Here is a 19419-nt window from a genome sequence, read left to right on the forward strand (position 1 = left end):
GCCGCGCCGCCCCGGCTCTTCTCTTTGCCGGATGTCTCCCGGGGGGAGTCGCTTCGCAGAGACGACAGGGGCAGCGCCCCCGGCCCCGCCAGCCGACCCGCGCAAAGATCACCTTCACTTCGCGCAACTTTCGGAAATAAAATCGGCCCTCCGCGACATTTTTATCCTGGATTAGCCATTGACCTCGCTTCACCGACCTCCTATTCCTCCTCTCACGACTGAAGGAGCCCTCGGGACATGACCGCACTAGTAATTATTGTAGGAGCTTGGCGCGTGGGCCGGTGAAAGCCGGAAACCCTATCAGGATCCCATGCGCCCCCGGATTGTCCCCCGGGGGTTTTTTATTGTCCGCGGCCTGGCCGCGGTGTGAGGAGAAGCCGCCCCTGCGGCGACAGACGGAGAAGCAAGATGGCACGTCAGATGAGCGGTGCGAAAATGGTGGTCCAGGCCCTGAGGGATCAGGGTGTGGACACGGTATTCGGCTATCCCGGCGGGGCCGTCCTGCCGATCTATGACGAGATCTTCCAGCAGAACGACATTCGCCACATCCTGGTGCGTCACGAACAGGCCGCGGTGCATGCCGCCGAAGGCTATGCGCGCTCCACCGGCAAGCCGGGCGTGGCCCTGGTGACCTCCGGCCCCGGCGCGACCAACGCCGTGACGGGCCTGACCGACGCGCTGATGGATTCCATCCCCCTGATCGTCCTGTCGGGCCAGGTCCCCACCTTCATGATCGGAACCGACGGCTTCCAGGAAGCCGACACCGTCGGCATCACCCGCCCCTGCACCAAGCATAACTGGCTGGTTCAGGATACCGAGGACCTGCCGCGCCTGCTGCATGCCGCCTTCCATGTCGCCACCTCGGGCCGCCCCGGCCCCGTCCTGGTCGACATCCCCAAGGACGTGCAGTTCGCCACCGGCACCTACACGCCCAAGCCGAAAGCCTCGGAATTCCGCTACCAGCCGCCCGTGAAGGGCGACATGGAGGAGATCACCGAGCTGGTCGCCGCCCTTGAAACCGCCAAGAAGCCCGTCTTCTACACCGGCGGCGGCGTCATCAATTCCGGCCCCGCAGCCAGCCAGCTTCTGCGCGAGCTGGTGGAAGCCACCGGCGCGCCGATCACCTCGACCCTGATGGGCCTCGGCGCCTACCCGGCCTCCGGCGACAAATGGCTGGGGATGCTCGGCATGCACGGCCTTTACGAGGCGAACATGGCGATGCACGACTGCGATCTGATGATCTGTGTCGGCGCCCGCTTCGACGACCGGATCACCGGCCGCACCGATGCCTTCTCGCCGCATTCTGTGAAGGCCCATATCGACATCGACCCCAGCTCGATCAACAAGATCATCCATGTCGATTTCCCCATCGTCGGCGATGTGGCCCATGTGCTGGAAGACCTGCTGCGCGTCTGGAAGGCTCGCGGACGCAAGATGGACCGCGAGGCGCTGGCCAAGTGGTGGCAGAGGATCGAGGGCTGGAAGACGAAGAACTGTCTTGCCTACAGGAACTCGGAAACGATCATCAAACCCCAGTACGCGCTGGAGCGGCTGGAGGCCCTGACCAAGGGTATGGATCGCTACATCACCACCGAGGTCGGCCAGCACCAGATGTGGGCCGCGCAGTTCCTGCATTTCGACGATCCCAACCGCTGGATGACCTCCGGCGGCCTGGGCACCATGGGCTACGGCTTCCCCGCCTCCGTGGGCGTGCAGCAAGCGCATCCGGGCGCGCTGGTCATCAACGTCGCCGGCGAGGCGTCCTGGCTGATGAACATGCAGGAAATGGGCACGGCCATGCAGTACGGCCTGCCGGTGAAACAGTTCATCCTGAACAACGAACGTCTGGGCATGGTGCGCCAGTGGCAGCAGTTGCTGCACGGCGAACGCTATTCGTCGAGCTGGTCGGAAAGCCTGCCTGATTTCGTCAAGCTGGCCGAGGCCTTCGGCGCCAAGGGCATCCAATGCTCCGACCCGGCAGACCTCGACGACGCGATCATGGAGATGATCAATTACGACGGCCCGGTGATCTTCGACTGCCTGGTGGAGAAACACGAGAACTGCTTCCCGATGATCCCGTCGGGCAAGGCGCATAACGAGATGCTGCTTGGCGACGCCTCGACCGAAGGCGCCATCCAGGCCGGTGGCGCCGTGCTGGTGTGATGAACCGAAGGTAAGGCGGGCCCGCCCCGCCCTGCCGTCTCAACGGATCCCCTTCGGAGGAAAGAAGATGAACGCTCTGAAACTGAAAAAAGGCTCGACGAGCCATTCCGCCTACAACCTACGTCCCACCTTCTCGGACACGATCGAGCAGCACACGCTGGCGGTGGTCGTGGACAACGAGGCCGGCGTGCTGGCACGGGTCATCGGCCTGTTCTCGGGTCGCGGCTATAACATCGAAAGCCTGACGGTGGCCGAGGTGGATCACACCGGCAAGCGGTCCCGCATCACCATCGTCACCCGCGGTACGCCGCAGGTGATCGAACAGATCAAGGCCCAACTGGGCCGCATCGTGCCGGTCCACCAGGTCAACGACCTGACCGTCGAAGGCCCCACGGTGGAACGTGAGCTGGCGCTGATCAAGGTTGCAGGCGACGGCGACAAGCGGGTCGAGGCGCTGCGCCTGGCGGATATCTTCCGCGCCAAGGTGGTGGATTCCACGCTGTCGAGCTTCACCTTCGAGCTGACCGGCACGCCCGACAAGATCGACGCCTTCGCCGAGCTGATGCGCCCCCTGGGCCTGGCTGAGCTGGCCCGTACCGGCGTCGCGGCGCTGTCGCGCGGCGAAGGCTGACGGCGGGGCCTCTGGCCCTGCGCCCCCCGGAACACCCCCTGAAACAGCAAAAGCCGCGCGAGGCCCGCGCGGCTTTTCGTTTGGCAAATTATTGCGCTCGAGCCCCAAGCGACGCCATACCGCTCAGGCGATATGCCCCTTCTGACGCTTTTTAGCATCACGCTGTGCCTTGCCGGGGAATGGCACCACGATCGGGCGCCCGTTGTCGCTGGGCGGCGTCGGATGCGACCTAGCGCCCGCTTTCGGGCGGATGTCCCCCACTTCGCGCAATTTGCAGGCCAGCGACGGGTAGTGTTCCTCGGCGACCACGCGCGGGTTCTCCACCAGGCGCATGTCCCCTCGCTCATTCAGCTCGAACTGAAGCAGGTCGCCGGCATCAAGATGCGGCCGCGCTCCCTTGCTACCCACTGATTCCGCTCGGAAAAACGCCAGATCACCGTGATCCTCGCACCAGACCACCGCCCTGTCGTTCTCGGCTGCACTCCACAGAACTATCCCGAACATTGGCTTCCCCGTGAATTGAAGACGCGTTTACCCTTGATTCAGGATGAGTGAAAAGCGCGCGCTTTTACATAGGCCTTTCCGTGTCGTGGTGTCTGTTTTTGTGTCGCATCAATAACAAAATGACGTTATAGAGAAACATACGTGACGTCTTTTCGCGTCACATCAAGGAAGAAGAAGACACAATCAGTGGAATAATGATGGGCAGATGCCATCAACGCGCATCCGGAGAGATAACAAGTGGTTAACCTTGGTTTCAAAACCGATCAGTCCGACCTGAAGCCGGTCGAAATCCGCGGCATCTTCGGTGCGAATCTGCGACAGCTCAGCAGCCAGTACCCGTCCATCGCCGGCCTGTGCCGCGAGCTGGGCATCAACCGGACGCAATACAATCGCTACCTCTCCGGAGAGAGCTTCCCGCGTCCGGACGTCCTGCACCGCATCTGCCAGTTCTTCGGCACCGACGCCCGGATCCTGCTGGAACCGGTGAGCGAAGTGAAGCCGGCCAATCAGGACCTGCTGAGCCACCCCATCATCGCCGAGTACCTGGGCCGGGCCGCCACGCTGGTGGATGAGCAGATGTTTCCGTCGGGCTTCTACCGCTTCACCCGTGTCAGCTTCATTGACAGCGAAAAGGCCGTTCTGGGCCTCGTGCATGTCTCGCGCGAGGACGGGTTCACCTTCCTGCGCGGCTTCGAAGCCCGCGAGGCGATGCGCCAGCAGGGTCTGCCCGACGATCCGCAGACCCGCGAGTTCCGTGGCCTGCTGATGGCTCAGGAACAGGGCGTCGCCGCCCTGGTGTCGCGCCGGGGTTCGGTGACCTGTTCGTTCAACTTCCTCGCCCGGGTGGCCGCCTTCGACAACAATTTCTGGGAAGGCTACACCACCCGCACCATCCGCGAGGCGGCCTCGGGGCCGCGCGCGGCCCGTGTCGTCTATGAACATCTCGGCCGCAACACGGCCCAGGTCTTCGCCAGCGCCCGCCAGGCGGGGCTGATCGACGCGGATCAGATCCCGGCATTTCATCGTCGGCTCCTGCGGCTCAGCGAACCTTTCCGCTGAACGCCGCAAGGTTCCCCACTCACGGTAAACAGGAAAGGGGCGCCCGCCGGGCGCCCCTTTCATCATTCTGCGGGCCGTTTCAATCGACCAGCGCCCCGCGACGGGCCATGAATTTCTCCAGCCGCAGCAGGCCCTCCTCGATATCCTCGGTGGCGCCCGCGTAAGAGAAGCGCAGTGTGCGCAGCCCGCGCGCCTTGTCGAAATCAAGCCCCGGCGTCACGGCAACCCCGGCCTCTTCCAGGATCTCCCGCGCGAAGGCGCGCGAGTCCTCGGTCAGCCCGCTGACATCGGCATAGATGTAGAAGCCACCATCGGGCGGGGCGATGTGACCAAAGCCCGCCTTCGGCAGGCCTTTCAGCAGCAGGGCGCGATTGCGTGCATAGACCGCACGGCTTTCCTCCAGTTCGTCCATCGCCTCCAGCGCGCCGCAGGCGACAACCTGGCTGGCCGTGGGGGCACAGATGAACATGTGCTGGGCCAGCCGCTCGACCCGGCGCACGTGATCCTCGGGCACCACCATCCAGCCGACGCGCCATCCAGTCATGCTGAAATACTTGGAGAAGGAGTTGATGACATAGGTGTCGTCGGTGATCTCCAGCGCGGTATGGGCGCGCTCCTCGTAGTGCAGACCGTGGTAGATCTCGTCCGAGATCAGGGCGGTGCCCTCGGCCTGGGTCGCCTCGACCAGCTCCGTCAGCGCCGGCTTGGACAGCATGGTGCCCGACGGGTTGCCCGGAGAGGCGACCATCAGACCGTCCAGGCCCACGCCACGGATGTCCTCCGGCGCGGGCTGGAACCGCCGCGCCTCGGCGGTTTCAAGGACCACCGGTTCCAGGTCCATGGCCTTCAGAATCTGAAGATAGGACGGGTAGCCCGGCGCGCCGATCCCCACCCGGTCCCCGGCGTCGAAAAGCGATGCAAAACTGAGCAGGAAGCCGGCGGAGGATCCGGAGGTGACGATCACCCGTTCCGGGTCCAGGTCGACCCCGTACCAGCGATCGTAGAGCTTCGCGATGCCCTCACGCAGCTCCGGCAGGCCGACGGTCAGGGAATAGCCCAGCGACTCCGTCTCCAACGCCCTGGACAGCTTGTCGCGTGCTGCCTTCGGCGCTGGTGTCCCGGGTTGGCCGACCTCCATGTGAATGATCTGGCGTCCCTCGGCCTCCAGTTCGGCCGCACGGGTCATCACGTCCATCACGATGAAGGCATCAACCTCTCCGCGGGTTGAAACTCGCATGAGCATCTCCGATGATTGTTGCAGATGTCATGGTTTCAACAGGCGCGTGGCGCAAGGTCAAGGAAGGGGGGGCCATATTGGCCCCGAAAGGGGGGCGTTAAATGGTGCACCTGCGCACAGTTTTTGCAGTTCGCCTGATTTTTCCCGCTGCACCTGCACAGGACTTGATCCATTCGCGTCACCCTGAGGGTCAAAAGCGCCATCGGCGCGGAACCAGCCCGGACAGCCCTCGGCCCGCCACGCCCCTGCGTCCCACACCTCGCCAACCTGCCACCGCTCGCCCGAAAGACGCGCGTCTGTCCGGTCGCCCGGCCCCGGCCCCGGCCCCTGTGCCGCAGGGGCGCCCACCTTGGCAAGGCCGGCGGGATGTGTTGAATGCCATGAGGGAGGCGGAGAGACGACCCCGCCCCCGACCCGTCACCGCCGCCTGCGTGCGGCTTCCCCTGGGCCGCGCCGCACCGGCGCAGGTCTTCCGCGTCCCGCCGCCCGCCCATCGGGTGGCCCGAAACGGCCGACAGGCCCGATGAAAGATCCCAGATGATGCAAAGCCTTCGTTCCCGCCCGCTGCTTGGCGCCGCCACTACCGCCGCCCTGGCCCTGGGCGCCGCCCTGCTGCCCTCCACCCTGCCCGCGCCCGCGCTGGCGCAGGAAAGCGTGCCCGGCACCACGCCCCTGACCGAGCCGGAGCGCGAACAGTTCCGCGCCGAGGTCCGCGCCTACCTGATGGAACACCCCGAGGTGCTGCTGGAAGCGATCCAGGTGCTGGAGAACCGCCAGCAGGAACAGGCCGCCGAGGCCGAGGTCTCGATGATCGAGCAGAACGCCGAGGCGATCTTCAACGACGATCATTCCTGGGTCGGCGGCAACCCCGAGGGCGACATCACCCTGGTGGAATTCATGGACTACCGCTGCGGCTACTGCCGCAAGGCCTTCGAGGAGGTCGAGGAGCTGGTGGAAAGCGACGGCAATATCCGCTTCGTGCTGAAGGAATTCCCGATCCTGGGCGAAGACAGCGTTGCCGCCTCGCGCCTGGCCATCGCCACCCAGATCACCGCCGGTGACGAGGCCTACAAGACGCTGCACGACGCGCTGATGACCTATTCCGGCGGCTATGACGAAGTCTCCGCCACCCGCCTGCTGAGCTCGCTGCAGATCGACCCGACCCCGGTGCTGGCCGAGCTGCAGAGCGACGAGGTCAACGCCGTGATCAACGCCAACCGCGCCCTGGCGCAGCAGCTGCAGATCACCGGCACGCCCACCTTCATCATGGAGGACACCATGCTGCGCGGCTACGTACCGCTGCAGGGCATGCGCTCCATCGTGGCGGACCTGCGTCAGGAATGATGCGCCCACGCCGCGCCCTGGCCCTTGTCGGCCTCGTCGCCCCCGCGATCGCCTTCGCCCCCCTCGGGGCGCGGGCCGACGGCCTCTGGCAGTCCCTGCAACGCGATCCTGCCCTTCTGGGCCAAGAACTGCGCGCGCTGCTGCTGGAGGAACCGGAGCTGATTGAACAGACCCGCGCCGAGGCCCGGCGCCGCATGGCCGCTGATGCCGCCTCCGACCTGGCCGCCGAGATCGCCGGGGACCGCGCCACGATCGCGGATCTGGCCGGGGCGCTGTTCAACGTCACGCCCCGGGGCTTCGGCGCGGCGAACGGCCCTGCCGGGATCACCCTCTTCACCGCCGCGCGCTGCGCCGACTGCCTGCAGGCCGAGGCCGAGCTGCGCGCGCTGGTGGAGGAAATGCCGGGGCTGCGCGTGGAACGCCGCAGCCTGTCCGACAGCCGTGCCGACCTGCTGGCCCGCGCCCTGGAAGAGGCGCAAGGCCCAGAGGCCGCCCTGGCCTACCGCACCGCGCTGGCCGAGGCGCCCGGGGCGGATGCCGATGCCGTTCTGCGTCAGACCGGCATCGACCCGGAGAGCCTGCCCCTTTCCGACAGCCTGCGCGCCGATCTCGCTGCCGAGGCCGCGCTGTTTACGCGGCTGGGGCTAGACGCCTCCCCCTCCTACGTGATGCCCGACCGGCTGATCCGGGGCGCCATGCCCGGGATCGTGCTGAAGCGCTACCTCAGCGAATAAAAGCCGATCACGGCGGCGTGACATTTTCAGGCGAGCCAGGCGTGCTATTCTTCCCGCCATGCGCGAGGAAAGCTTCCATAGACGGCCAAGACGCCTCAGCGACCGGCTCCTGGAGCTGGTCGTGCTTCTGCCCGTGGTGCTCTGGCACGTGGGCCGGGCGCTGTTCGGCATCGCCATAGGCCTGCTGGTCGTCCTGCTGCTGCTGCACGGCAGCTGAGACCACGGGGCGCCACGCCTCCGACCAACGCGGCGGTCCGGATCACTCCGCCGCCTGGGCCTCGACCTTGCCGTCCTCTATCGCCTGGGCGCGCTTTTCCACCTCTTCGACGATGTGATCGACCATCTGGTCGTTCGACATCTTGTGGCTGGCCTTGCCCGCCAGGTAGACCATCCCACTGCCCGCGCCGCCGCCGGTGAAGCCCACGTCGGTCATCAGCGCCTCGCCCGGCCCGTTCACCACGCAGCCGATGATCGAAAGGCTCATCGGTGTCTTGATGTGTTCCAGCCGCCGTTCCAGCGTCTCGACCGTCTTGATGACGTCGAAGCCCTGCCGCGCACAGGAGGGGCAGGAGATGATGTTGACGCCCCGGTGCCGCAGCCCGAGAGATTTCAGGATCTCGTAGCCGACCTTCACCTCTTCCACGGGATCGGCCGACAGCGAGACGCGCAGCGTGTCGCCGATACCCATCCAGAGCAGCTGGCCCAGGCCGATGGCGCTCTTGATCGTGCCGGAGGTCAGCCCGCCCGCCTCGGTGATCCCGAGGTGAATGGGCGCGTCCGTCTGTTCCGCCAGCATCTGGTAGGCCATGGCCGACATGAAGACGTCGCTGGCCTTCACGCTGATCTTGAACTCGTGGAAGTCTTGGTCCTGCAGGATCTTGATGTGATCCATGCCCGATTCCACCATCGCGTCCGGGCACGGCTCGCCGTACTTTTCCAGCAGGTGCTTTTCCAGGCTGCCGGCGTTCACGCCGATGCGGATCGAACAGTTGTGGTCCCGCGCCGCCTTGATGACCTCGGCCACCCGTTTCTCATCCCCGATGTTGCCGGGGTTGATCCGCAGGCAGGCCGCGCCCGCCTCGGCGGCCTCGATGCCGCGCTTGTAGTGGAAATGGATGTCCGCGACGATCGGCACCGGGCTTTCGCGGCAGATCTCCTTCAGGGCCTTGGCGCTGTCCTGGTCGGGCACGGAAACGCGCACGATGTCGGCCCCGGCCTCTGCGGCGCGCTGCACCTGGGCGATGGTACCCTTGATGTCGGTGGTGACCGTGTTGGTCATCGTCTGCACCGAGATCGGCGCACCGCCCCCCACGGGCACGTCACCCACCATGATCCGGCGGCTCTCGCGCCGGTCGATGTTACGCCAGGGACGGACGGGATTATGCGACATGGGACAGGCCCTCTGGTTGCGCTTTGGGCGTTGGATACGACAGGCAGGGCAGCGGTGCAATGCGTCACGCCCGGCCCTTCCTCACAGATAGGAGGCCGGGGCGACGCGCGAAACCCCACTCGGCCCGACAGGACTAATCCTTGCGCCACTCCATGATGTGGAACCACGGCAGACGGGTGTATTTCTCCACCCGTTCGGCGGGGCCGCCATGGGGGGCCGGTTCACTGAAATGAGTCAGGCGCAGGCCGGCGCGCAGCAGTGGCTGCATGTAGGCCTCCATCGGACGATGCCAGTTGAGGATGCGGATCCCGGCCCATTCCTGCCATTCCGCCCGGATCTCCAGGTAGCGGTCAGCGGCGAAATGGAGCGATCGGCCCTCGGCATCCTTCACCCAGCCCCCGGCGGAGCAGAAGGGATTGATGTTGGCGATCAGCAGTTGACCGCCCGGCCGCAGCACCCGCACCATCTCGGCCAGGGCCTCCTCCAGCCCGTCAATGTCGATCAGCGTCAGATAGCTGACCACCAGATCGAAACTGCCGTCGTCGAAGGGCAGCGCCTCGGCCTGACCCGCGCAATAGCGACCCGTCGGGTCCAGCGCCTCGGCCTGCGTGCGCAGGGCCTCCACCGGCTCCAGCCCCGTCGCGGGGATGCCGCGATCCCGCAGGAGGCGGCAGAAGCGCCCCTCGCCACAGCCGACGTCGAGGGCCGCGCGCGCCTTGGGCTGCTGCGCCTCCACCCGCTCCAGCATCACCCGGTCGAGGATCCAGCGGCGCGCGAAATCACCCTCAGCGCCCTGGCTGTCCATCCAGGCCTCGGCCGAGGCCGCCCAGCCGTTGATCGCATCCTGCATCGCCCTGCCCCCGCTTCCTTTCGCAAAGAGACCCTCTCCTAAGGATCGTTGGCCAGGCTGGCAAGACAAGGTTCCATGAAGGGTCCTCCCCTCGCCCCACGACCCTGGGGCCGCGCAGGGCGGCATGAAATGCAAACGCCCGGGCGCGTGGCCCGGGCGTTTCGGAAACTCATGCGGCGATGATGTCGCTCAGTCCTCGACGACCATCTGGCCCAGATCCGCCTCGGCCACGGCGATCATCCGCTCGGCCTCGGGGTCGCGCGACAGGTCGGCCACGGCATAGCTTGTCTTCAGGCCATCGACCGACAGGCCCACGTTGCGGATCGTGCTGGTCCCGTCACCGGCGGGGCCGTAATACTCGCCATCCACCTGGAAGTAGATCGACCCCGACATGCCTGCGCGCAGCACCGGCGCATCCTCGGTCCTGGGCAGTTCGTAGGTCTCCCCCGCATCCAGGATCTTCTCGAAGAGGATGGTGCCGTCGTTGCTCTGCACCCGCACCCAGGCGGGGCGCACGGCCACCAGGCTGACGCCAGCCCGGGCTTCGGCGACTACCTGCGGCGAGCCGGGTGCGGCGCCGCCATCGGTCACGCCTTCATCACTTTCCAGGCCCAAGGCCAGGGCCACGGCGCGGTCTTCCTCGCTCATCTGGCTGCCCGACCGGGCGCGGCCCGAAACGAGGCCGGTCGCCCCCGCGCCCGCTTGGGCGAAGGTGCCGATCTGCGACGGGTTCAGCGTGGAAATCGGGGCATCCCGGGACACGACCACCGGCACATCCAGCGCCTTCGGGCGATAGAGCCGGTCCATGCCGTCACGCGGCGGGTTGAAGACGCCGGAGGCCTCGGCGCTTTGCACCGGGTCCTCGACCACGCGGGTAGCCCCCGCCAGCGGATCGATATCGGCCAGCACGTCCGGGGTGTTTTCGACCGGGGCGAAGCGCACCTGCTGGACCTCGTTCAGCACGCGGTAGCCGCCGTAGGCCAGGCCACCGATCACCGCAAGCAGCACCAGCGACGACCCGATGGCCGCCGGCTCGATGCGCGACAGGAAGCTTTCGCCCTGGGGCACGAAGGGGGTGTTGGGGTCGGTGAAGGGATCGCTGCCCGGCGCCCGCTTGGCCTTGCGCGGCTCCAGCCGGGCATCGGGCTTGGCGCGCGAGGAGGCGTCTGCCGACATGCCGTGCGCGGTGGTGAACCCGCTTTCGGCACAGAATTGCGCGTAGGTCTCATCCGGCTCCATGCCGAGGTAGCGCGCGTAGGAGCGCACGTAGCCTGCGATGAAACCGGGTGTATCGAATGCATCGGGGTCGGCGTTCTCGATCGCGGCAATGTAATTTGCCTTGATCCGCAACTCGCGCTGCACGTCCAGAAGCGACTTACCCATGGTCGCGCGCTCGCCCCGCATCACGTCCCCGAGCCGCAGCTCGAAGTCGTCGAATCCTCTCGGATCGTTGGGTACTTTTCCCCTGTCAGGCTGCCTGCGCCGTATCATCCCGCTGCCCCGTTTGCCTTGAGTCGACCCGTAAATCCCCCGATTCGAGTCGGCTTCTTTGTTTAGAATACGGTAACATGTTTCAAGCTATTTGGTGCGCGAATAGCGCTGTGACCGCCACATTTAGGCGCCCATCCGCGCAGCGCGCACAGATTGTGGGACCTCGTGCCATCTCGCCTTTTCCCCCACCAGACACCCGGATCAACGCGGAAAAACCGACCCGTCGGAACCGCTTACGGGTTATGCCGCTGGTAACAGTCCCGGTAACAAAGCGTGAAACCCTTACCGAAGAATGAAGGGCGCCTGGCCGCCGGCGAACTCTGGCCGCGGCCTCTTTTCGCAAACTCTCGCCCCCCCTAAACCCCGAACGCCCTGCCCCGGCCCCCGGAAATGAAAGCACCCGGGCCTGGCCCGGGTGTTTGCGGAACTGGTCATACGGGCAGTATCGCGCCCCGCCCCGTTCAGCCCGCCATTTCCTGGCGGTTAAGGGCGCAGTGCGACCAAAGGCTGTCCATGGCGCGGATCAGCTTCTCGGTCTCCAGCGGTCCGTGCACCGGGCTGGGGGTAAAGCGCAGGCGCTCCGTGCCGCGTGGCACGGTGGGGAAATTGATCGGCTGCACGTAGATGCCGTGATCGTCCAGCAGCATGTCCGAAAGCATCTTGGTGTGCACCGGATTGCCGACGATCACCGGCACGATGTGGCTGCCATGGTCGATCAGCGGCAGGCCCAGGGCCTTGAACCGGGTCTTCAGGATGGAAGCGCCTTCCTGGTGCTTGTCACGCAACGCCTGGTCGCCTTTCAGATGGCGGATCGAGGCGGCACAGCCGGCGGCCACGGCGGGCGGCAGCGAGCTGGAGAAGATGAAGCCCGGCGCGTAGGAGCGAATGGCGTCCACCATCTTGGCCGAGGCCGCGATATAGCCGCCCAGCACGCCGAAGGCCTTGGCCATGGTGCCGTTGACGATGTCGATGCGGTGCACGTTGTTGTCCCGTTCGGTCACGCCGCCGCCGCGGGGGCCGTACATGCCGACCGCGTGGACCTCGTCGATATAGGTCAGGGCGTTGAATTCGTCGGCCAGGTCGCAGATCTCGTCGATGCGGCCGAAATCGCCGTCCATCGAATAGACCGATTCAAACGCGATCAGCTTCGGCGCCGCCGGATCGTCGGCCTCCAGCAGTTCGCGCAGATGGTCCACATCGTTGTGCCGGAAGATACGCTTGGCGCCGCCGTTGCGGCGCACGCCCTCGATCATCGAGGCGTGGTTCAGCGCGTCGGAATAAATGATGAGGCCCGGGAAGAGCTTCGGCAGGGTCGACAGCGTCGCGTCATTGGCCACGTAGGCGGAGGTGAAGACCAGTGCCGCTTCCTTCTGGTGCAGGTCGGCAATCTCTGCCTCCAGCGCCTTGTGATAGAGCGTCGTGCCCGAAATGTTGCGCGTGCCGCCCGAGCCCGCGCCCGCCTTGTCCAGCGCGTCATGCATGGCCTCCAGCACCACCGGGTGCTGCCCCATGCCGAGGTAGTCGTTACCGCACCACACGGTCACCGGGCGCTCGCTCCCGTCGGGACGGCGCCAGGTCGCATGCGGGAAATGCCCCTTGTGACGAACGATGTCGATAAAGGTGCGGTAGCGCCCTTCATCATGCAGCTTGCCGAGTGCCTGGTCGAGTTGGGCTTCGTAAGTCACGGGCTTGGTCTTTCCTTGCTTCGTCTTCACCTTGGCGGGCCGCTGCCGGTCTGTCACGGGCTTTACGAGCCCCGTGCGGGCCCTTGCTGCTCTCGGTCCGTCTCTCATCGGGTCCGCCAAATGACGGGCCGCCTCGGGTCTGTCCGCGGGCACTGAAACCCCTCGGGCGGTTCGGGTGTAACATCCCGAACCTCACTTTGGAATGAAAATAAGATCATCCCCCCGCGTCGGAAGCGTTACAAAATGCCGCCCCCCGCAACTTTGACATGGGTCAAGCCGGGACGGCTATCTGGCGAGAGGCGCAGGACTTTTCCAGCAGGCGGCCCCGCGCCGCGCCCGCCTGCCCGCGGTCGCTCCCTCCCGCCGGTGTCAAAAGGTCGGGTATCCCTTACTTTACCGCTCCGCACCGGGCACAGCAGAATGCCCCTACAAGTTTACCCGTTTTCTTCAGGCCTTTTCAGCACCGACCCTTTTTTTGCGACCCCGTCTGCCCCCCGGCTGGCGGGGTCGTGCATGTGAGGCCCAGGGGCGTTCTCCGGCTCCACTCCGGCGCGGCTGGACACTCCGCCGCCCGGTGGTACGCTCCGCCCGAAACCGCGAAAGGAGCCGCCATGTCCGCCTCACCCTCCCTGGATCCCGTGCTGAACCATATCGACGGCGATCTGGATGATGCCACCCAGCGACTGATGGAGCTGCTGCGAATCCCCTCCATCTCGACCGATCCGGCCTACAAGGCGGATTGCGAAACCGCCGCCGACTGGCTGGTGGCCGATCTGACCTCGATCGGCGCCAAGGTGTCGAAGCGCCCCACCCCCGGCCATCCGATGGTCGTGGGCCATGTCGGCCCCGAGGGCGAGGACGTGCCGCACCTGCTGTTCTACGGCCACTACGACGTGCAGCCCGTAGACCCGCTGGAGCTGTGGAACACACCGCCCTTCGAGCCGGAGATCCAGGATACGCCCAAGGGCCGCGTCATCCGTGGTCGCGGGTCGTCCGATGACAAGGGCCAGCTGATGACCTTCGTCGAGGCCTGCCGCGCCTGGACCGAAGTGCACGGGCAGCTGCCCTGCCGCATCACCTTCTTCTTCGAGGGCGAGGAGGAAAGCGGCTCGCCGTCGCTGATCCCCTACATGAAGGAGAACGCCGAGGAGTTGAAGGCGGACGTCGCCCTGATCTGCGATACCGCCATGTTCGACCCCAAGACGCCGGCGATCGTGACCATGCTGCGCGGCATGCTGGGCGAGGAGCTGATGGTGACGGGGCCGGACAAGGACCTGCATTCGGGCTTCTACGGCGGGGCGGCGATGAACCCGATCCGCGCGCTGTCCAAAGTCGTGGCGGCGCTGCATGACGACCAGGGCCGCGTGACCATCCCCGGCTTCTACGACGGCGTGCCGGAGATGCCGGCGGAACTGATGGCACAGTGGGAGGGCCTGGGCTTCGACGCGGACAAGTTCCTGGGCGACGTGGGCCTGTCGAAACCGGCGGGCGAGCAGGATCGGACGCCGCTGGAAATGGTCTGGTCCCGTCCCACCTGCGAGGTGAACGGGATCTGGGGCGGCTATACCTCCGAAGGGTTCAAGACCGTGCTGCCCTCGCAGGCGCACATGAAAATCTCCTTCCGCCTGGTCGGCCAGCAGGATCCCCATGCGATCCGCGAAAGCTTCCGCGCCTATGTGCAGGAGTTGCTGCCCGAGGACTGCAAGGTGGAGTTCAAGGCCCATGGCGCCTCGGGCGCGGGGCAGATGGACATCTCCGACCCGGCCTTCGAGAAGGCGCGTCAGGCCCTGTCCGACGAATGGCCCAACCCGGCGGCCTATATCGGCTGCGGCGGGTCCATCCCGATCGCGGGGCATTTCGGCCGCCTGCTGGACATGAACGCCATGCTGATCGGCTTCGGGCTGGAGGATGATGCGCTGCACTCCCCCAACGAGAAATACGATCTTAACTCCTTTCATAAAGGAATCAGAAGCTGGGCCCGGGTGCTGGACGCGCTGAGCCGCTGACGAAACCGCCGCGCGTCTCTCCCCCGCCCCGTTTCGCCGGCCGGAGGAGAGATGCCATGGCCCTGAATATCGAAGAAGAGATCGACGCCCGCCTGCATGCCATCGAGGCCGAACCCTATGCCTCGGCGGCGGTGACGGACATCCGGCGGGAGATCCTGCTGGTGCAGGACATGATCCACACAACCGGCGCCGAGGCCGCGCCCGCGTTGCGCGGCCTCAGCCAGATCGAGGTGACCGGTATCGCCTCCCCCAGTTCCCGGGTGACGCGCGGCATCCTGCGCTTTCGCGCCCCCGAGGACCTGAAGCCCCCCTATTACAAGGAAGAGGACAAGACGATCCGCCTCTGGCTCGACCAGGCGCACCTGGATCACGTCCTCTACCAGCTGCAGCACCGCAAGCGCTGGCTGTGGATCGGTATCTGGCCGGACGGGTTCACCTATGCGGATCTGCACTCGCGGCCCTGAGAAGCGCACACGAGCGGCGTCAGGCCGGGGTGCGACGGCAGCGGGGGGCTCCGCCCCCGTCTCCGTGCCGGAGACTCCCCCGGAGTATCTCCCACGACGTGAAGAGGCGGGACGATGCTTGCCGTCGGCGGAGCACGCCTGCTTGGGACAGGAGGTCCTCTCGGCTAGAGGCATCCAGGACGAGGATGTCGAGAGCGATCTGGCGCCCTGCCGTGCAGGCCGGGCGTGGCATGCGGCAGAGACAGGCATGATCTGCGACCGGCGCGCGTCGTGGCCACTTCGACCGTGGGCATCTAAAGATGATCTGGAAGATAAGTGGCGCGGTTGACGGGGCTCGAACCCGCGACCTCCGGCGTGACAGGCCGGCACTCTAACCAACTGAGCTACAACCGCGCGTAGGGCGTGGAATAGTCTGGGGCGCCGGGCAGGTCAATGAGAAAATGCGCCCCCTGCCCAAGGAATTTTGGACGGCGCAACGCCTTGGCCCGAAACGCAAAAAGCGCCCCCGAAGGGACGCTTTCTAGCACGGTGATGGCGCGGTTGACGGGGCTCGAACCCGCGACCTCCGGCGTGACAGGCCGGCACTCTAACCAACTGAGCTACAACCGCTCTCTCACCGTGGAGGGCGTTCTAAGCGGAGGGGCCCAAACCGTCAAGCAGGAAAAGCGACAATAATTGGAAAAACACGCATCCATTTGAAATACATCGCTTTATCCTCCCTCGTGCCGCGAATGCCGCGGAGGCGCGCCTACCCCCGAGAGACCGCACCAGGGCAGCGCCTGCACACCATGAAACGCAAGAAGGCCGCCCCGGGGGGCGGCCTTCCGTGTCGGGGTATGGGGCGCGGGATCAGCCCAGCGACCACCAGCCACGTTTCTTGGGCTTTGCCTGGTCGGCCTCTTCGGCCTCCTTCGCGGGCTCGGCCTCGGCCATGGCAGGCTCCGGTGCGCGCTCTTCCTCGGCGGGCGTCTCCTCGGCCTCTGCCGGGGCAGCTTCGGCGGTTTCCGCCTCGGGCGTCTCCGCAACCTCCTCGGCAGCCGGTTCGGCCTCGGGGGCGGGTGCATCCTCGGAGGTCTCCGCAGCGGGCGTCTCGACAGCGACCGGCGTCGCGTCCTGGGCCGGCGCTTCGGCCGCGGCAGGCGCGTCTTCCGCCGCAGGGGCCGCTTCGGCCACGGGGGCGGCCTCCTCGGCTGCCTTGGCCTCGACCTTCGCCTCTGCGGGCGCGGCCTCGGGGTCCGGCTTGCCCTTGGGGGCGCTGTCCTTCGGCGCTTCGGCCTCTGCCGCCTTCGCCGGCTGCTGATCCTCGCCGGAGACGTTGTCGTCTCCGCTCATGGAATCATCGCCAGAGCCATTGTCGCCCTTGCTCTTCCGACGCCGGCGACGCCGACGACGTTTCTTCTTCGGCTGATCGCCGTCCTCACCATTGCCGGAGGGCGCCTCGGAGCGGTTGCTCTCGTCGGAGGAGGTGGTCTCCTCCTCCGGGGTTTCCGGAACCTCGCTCTCGTCCTCGTCCTCGCTCGACTCGTCGATGCTGTCCATCAGCGAGCTGCTGGCGGAGATGACATGGGCCACCTCGGCCACCTTGCGGGTGGCGGTCTTGAACTTCTCGATCTCGCAATCGGGCGAGACCATCGAGGGCACGCCCTCGATCCGCACGGCCATGCCGTAACGGGCCTCGATCATCGCCACATGCTCGCGCTTCTGGTTCATCAGGTAGTTGGCAATGCCCACGGGGACCTTCACCAGAACCTCGCGGGTACGGCGGCGGGTGCCCTCTTCCTCGATCTGGCGCAGGACCGACAGGGCCATGTTGTCGTCGGACCGGATCAGGCCGGTGCCGTGGCAATGCGAACAGGGCTGCGTCGTGGCCTCGATCATGCCGGGGCGCAGACGCTGGCGCGACATCTCCAGCAGGCCGAAGCCCGAGATGCGGCCGACCTGAATACGCGCGCGGTCGGTCTTCAGCTTGTCCTTCAGCTTCTTCTCGACCGCGAGGTTATTCTTGCGCTCGTCCATGTCGATGAAGTCGATGACGATCAAGCCGGCAAGGTCGCGCAGACGCAGCTGGCGCGCCACCTCTTCGGCGGCTTCCAGGTTGGTCTTGGTCGCGGTCTCCTCGATCGAGCCTTCCTTGGTGGCCCGGCCGGAGTTCACGTCGATCGCCACCAGCGCCTCGGTCACGCCGATCACGATGTAGCCACCGGATTTCAGCTGCACCGTCGGGTTGAACATGCCGCCCAGGTAGCTTTCGACCTGGTATCGCGCGAACAACGGCAGCGGATCGGTGTAATGCTTCACGTTCTTTGCGTGGGACGGCATGATCATCTTCATGAAGTCCTTGGCGTTGCGGTAGCCGCGTTCGCCTTCCACCAGAACCTCGTCGATCTCGCGCGAGTAGAGGTCGCGGATCGAGCGTTTGATCAGGTCGCCTTCCTCGTAGATCTTCGCCGGCGCGATGGACTTCAGCGTCAGCTCGCGGATCTGTTCCCACAGCCGCTGCAGGTACTCGTAGTCGCGCTTGATCTCGGTCTTGGTGCGCTTGGCGCCCGCCGTGCGCACGATCAGGCCCGCGCCGGTCGGCACGTCGATCTCGGCGGCGATTTCCTTCAGCTTCTTGCGGTCGGCGGCGTTGGTGATCTTGCGAGAGATGCCGCCACCGCGGGCGGTGTTGGGCATCAGGACGCAGTAGCGGCCTGCGAGGGAGAGGTAGGTGGTCAGGGCCGCGCCCTTGTTGCCGCGCTCTTCCTTGACGACCTGCACCAGCAGGATCTGGCGGACCTTGATGACTTCCTGGATCTTGTAGCGCTTGGGCCGCGGCTTGCGCGGCGGGCGAATATCCTCGTGGTCGTCGTCATCGGCCACCGACTCGATGTCGCTGTCCTTCTCCGAAGAGCTGCGCGAGCGCGACCGGTCCTTGCGCGGGGCGTTGCCCTCGGCTTCGCCGTCGTCGTCATCGCTGCTGTCGTCGGAGGCCTCGGCCGCGTCATCCTCGGCGCTCAGCGCCTCGTCGCCGGACCCGTCCTCGGGCTCCTCGACCGGCGTCTCGCGCACGGTTTCCATGGGCGAGCTGCCCTCTTCGGGGACATCGCCCGCGTCGAGGTCGATGGTTTCCATCCCCTCGATCTGGTCGCTGTCGCCGTCGGTTGCTTCCCGGGAGACCGTCGCATCGGCGCTGTCGGCCTTGGCGGCGCGGGAGCGGGTGCGCGAGCGGCTCTTCTTCGGCTTCTCGTCTTCTTCCTCGCGGGCGCGCACCGCCTCGGCATAGGCGCGCTCTTCCTCCATCAGGGCCTCACGGTCCGCGACGGGGATCTGGTAGTAATCGGGGTGGATCTCCGAGAAGGCGAGGAAACCGTGGCGGTTGCCGCCGTAATCGACGAAGGCCGCCTGCAGCGACGGTTCGACCCGGGTTACCTTTGCAAGGTAGATATTGCCGGCGAGTTGCCGTTTGTTCTCGGATTCGAAGTCGAATTCCTCGACCTTGTTTCCATCCACCACCACGACGCGGGTTTCTTCCGCGTGGGTGGCGTCGATAAGCATTTTCTTGGCCATGTGTTCCAATTGCACGCCGAAACGCCCCCGTCGCCCGGGCGGAACCCGGGGGGAGCGAAGGCATTGAGGGCGTGACTGTCAGGGGCGACTTGGGCGCCGGCGTCGACGCGGCAAGGGCCGCCTGCATGGGCGTGCCTCCGGCCTGTCTCGATCCTGTCGCGCGTCATCGCGTTTCTTCTCCGACGACCTTCCGGCCCGGTTAAGCCCCCGGTTTCGTGAACCGTCCGAGGCTTCCTGGTGCCGGGCAGCCGCCCATTCTGAACCGAAGCGACCCCGTAAGATCCTTCGGCAAGTGCGAAACCCATCAGGGGT

14 protein-coding genes and 2 tRNA genes are annotated in these 19419 nt (G+C 66.0%); 7 read left to right on the forward strand and 9 right to left on the reverse strand.

The window, feature by feature from the left end; all coding sequences use genetic code 11:
• Positions 1 to 408: 408 nt before the first annotated feature.
• Positions 409 to 2163, forward strand: a complete 1755-nt coding sequence (locus CVM50_RS14725) for an acetolactate synthase 3 large subunit (RefSeq protein WP_085888206.1) — start codon at positions 409 to 411, stop codon at positions 2161 to 2163.
• A 67-nt stretch (positions 2164 to 2230) separates the two neighbouring features.
• On the forward strand, positions 2231 to 2794 hold the full coding sequence (ilvN, locus tag CVM50_RS14730) for an acetolactate synthase small subunit (protein WP_085888207.1): 564 nt from the start codon (positions 2231 to 2233) through the stop codon (positions 2792 to 2794).
• Between the two features lie 123 nt (positions 2795 to 2917).
• Here the strand turns inward: ilvN and CVM50_RS14735 are convergent, their stop codons facing one another.
• Positions 2918 to 3298 carry a hypothetical protein gene (locus CVM50_RS14735; protein ID WP_085888208.1) on the reverse strand — a complete coding sequence of 127 codons (381 nt, stop codon included), beginning with the start codon at positions 3296 to 3298 and terminating at the stop codon, positions 2918 to 2920.
• A gap of 237 nt (positions 3299 to 3535) precedes the next feature.
• Here CVM50_RS14735 and CVM50_RS14740 point away from each other — a divergent pair, with 237 nt between their 5' ends.
• Complete coding sequence (locus CVM50_RS14740; RefSeq protein ID WP_085888209.1) at positions 3536 to 4357, forward strand: helix-turn-helix domain-containing protein; 822 nt, start codon at positions 3536 to 3538, stop codon at positions 4355 to 4357.
• Positions 4358 to 4436: 79 nt separating this feature from the next.
• Here CVM50_RS14740 and CVM50_RS14745 read toward each other — a convergent pair whose 3' ends face one another.
• On the reverse strand, positions 4437 to 5594 hold the full coding sequence (locus tag CVM50_RS14745; RefSeq protein WP_085888545.1) for a pyridoxal phosphate-dependent aminotransferase: 1158 nt from the start codon (positions 5592 to 5594) through the stop codon (positions 4437 to 4439).
• 537 nt (positions 5595 to 6131) lie between these two features.
• On the opposite strand from CVM50_RS14745, the gene CVM50_RS14750 reads away from it, so the two are divergent.
• Positions 6132 to 6938, forward strand: a complete 807-nt coding sequence (locus CVM50_RS14750) for a DsbA family protein (RefSeq protein ID WP_232618254.1) — start codon at positions 6132 to 6134, stop codon at positions 6936 to 6938.
• Entirely contained in the window at positions 6935 to 7672 is a 738-nt protein-coding gene (locus CVM50_RS14755) for a thioredoxin domain-containing protein (RefSeq protein ID WP_157792194.1), read from the forward strand. The genes CVM50_RS14750 and CVM50_RS14755 overlap by 4 nt, the downstream gene beginning before the upstream one ends.
• A gap of 259 nt (positions 7673 to 7931) precedes the next feature.
• Here CVM50_RS14755 and ispG read toward each other — a convergent pair whose 3' ends face one another.
• From ispG to hemA, 4 genes are all read right to left on the reverse strand, one after another.
• A complete protein-coding gene (ispG, locus tag CVM50_RS14760) occupies positions 7932 to 9062 on the reverse strand; it encodes a flavodoxin-dependent (E)-4-hydroxy-3-methylbut-2-enyl-diphosphate synthase (protein ID WP_085888211.1) in 1131 nt (376 codons plus the stop codon).
• Positions 9063 to 9195: 133 nt separating this feature from the next.
• Entirely contained in the window at positions 9196 to 9912 is a 717-nt protein-coding gene (locus CVM50_RS14765) for a class I SAM-dependent methyltransferase (RefSeq protein WP_085888212.1), read from the reverse strand.
• A 189-nt stretch (positions 9913 to 10101) separates the two neighbouring features.
• A complete protein-coding gene (locus tag CVM50_RS14770; RefSeq protein ID WP_085888213.1) occupies positions 10102 to 11403 on the reverse strand; it encodes a helix-turn-helix domain-containing protein in 1302 nt (433 codons plus the stop codon).
• Between the two features lie 461 nt (positions 11404 to 11864).
• Complete coding sequence (gene hemA / locus CVM50_RS14775; RefSeq protein ID WP_085888214.1) at positions 11865 to 13088, reverse strand: 5-aminolevulinate synthase; 1224 nt, start codon at positions 13086 to 13088, stop codon at positions 11865 to 11867.
• A 611-nt stretch (positions 13089 to 13699) separates the two neighbouring features.
• On the opposite strand from hemA, the gene CVM50_RS14780 reads away from it, so the two are divergent.
• A complete protein-coding gene (locus CVM50_RS14780; protein WP_085888215.1) occupies positions 13700 to 15094 on the forward strand; it encodes a dipeptidase in 1395 nt (464 codons plus the stop codon).
• Positions 15095 to 15150: 56 nt separating this feature from the next.
• The gene (locus CVM50_RS14785; RefSeq protein ID WP_085888216.1) at positions 15151 to 15558 is read left to right on the forward strand and encodes a hypothetical protein; all 408 of its coding nucleotides are present in this window, start codon (positions 15151 to 15153) and stop codon (positions 15556 to 15558) included.
• Positions 15559 to 15874: 316 nt separating this feature from the next.
• Here the strand turns inward: CVM50_RS14785 and CVM50_RS14790 are convergent.
• The 3 genes from CVM50_RS14790 to CVM50_RS14800 form a co-directional block, all read right to left on the reverse strand.
• A tRNA-Asp gene (locus tag CVM50_RS14790) sits at positions 15875 to 15951 on the reverse strand.
• 139 nt (positions 15952 to 16090) lie between these two features.
• A tRNA-Asp gene (locus tag CVM50_RS14795) sits at positions 16091 to 16167 on the reverse strand.
• 240 nt (positions 16168 to 16407) lie between these two features.
• Entirely contained in the window at positions 16408 to 19107 is a 2700-nt protein-coding gene (locus tag CVM50_RS14800; protein WP_085888217.1) for an Rne/Rng family ribonuclease, read from the reverse strand.
• Between the last annotated feature and the right edge of the window lie 312 nt (positions 19108 to 19419).

The organism is Pseudooceanicola marinus, from assembly GCF_002786295.1.
Taxonomy (GTDB): domain Bacteria; phylum Pseudomonadota; class Alphaproteobacteria; order Rhodobacterales; family Rhodobacteraceae; genus Pseudooceanicola; species Pseudooceanicola marinus.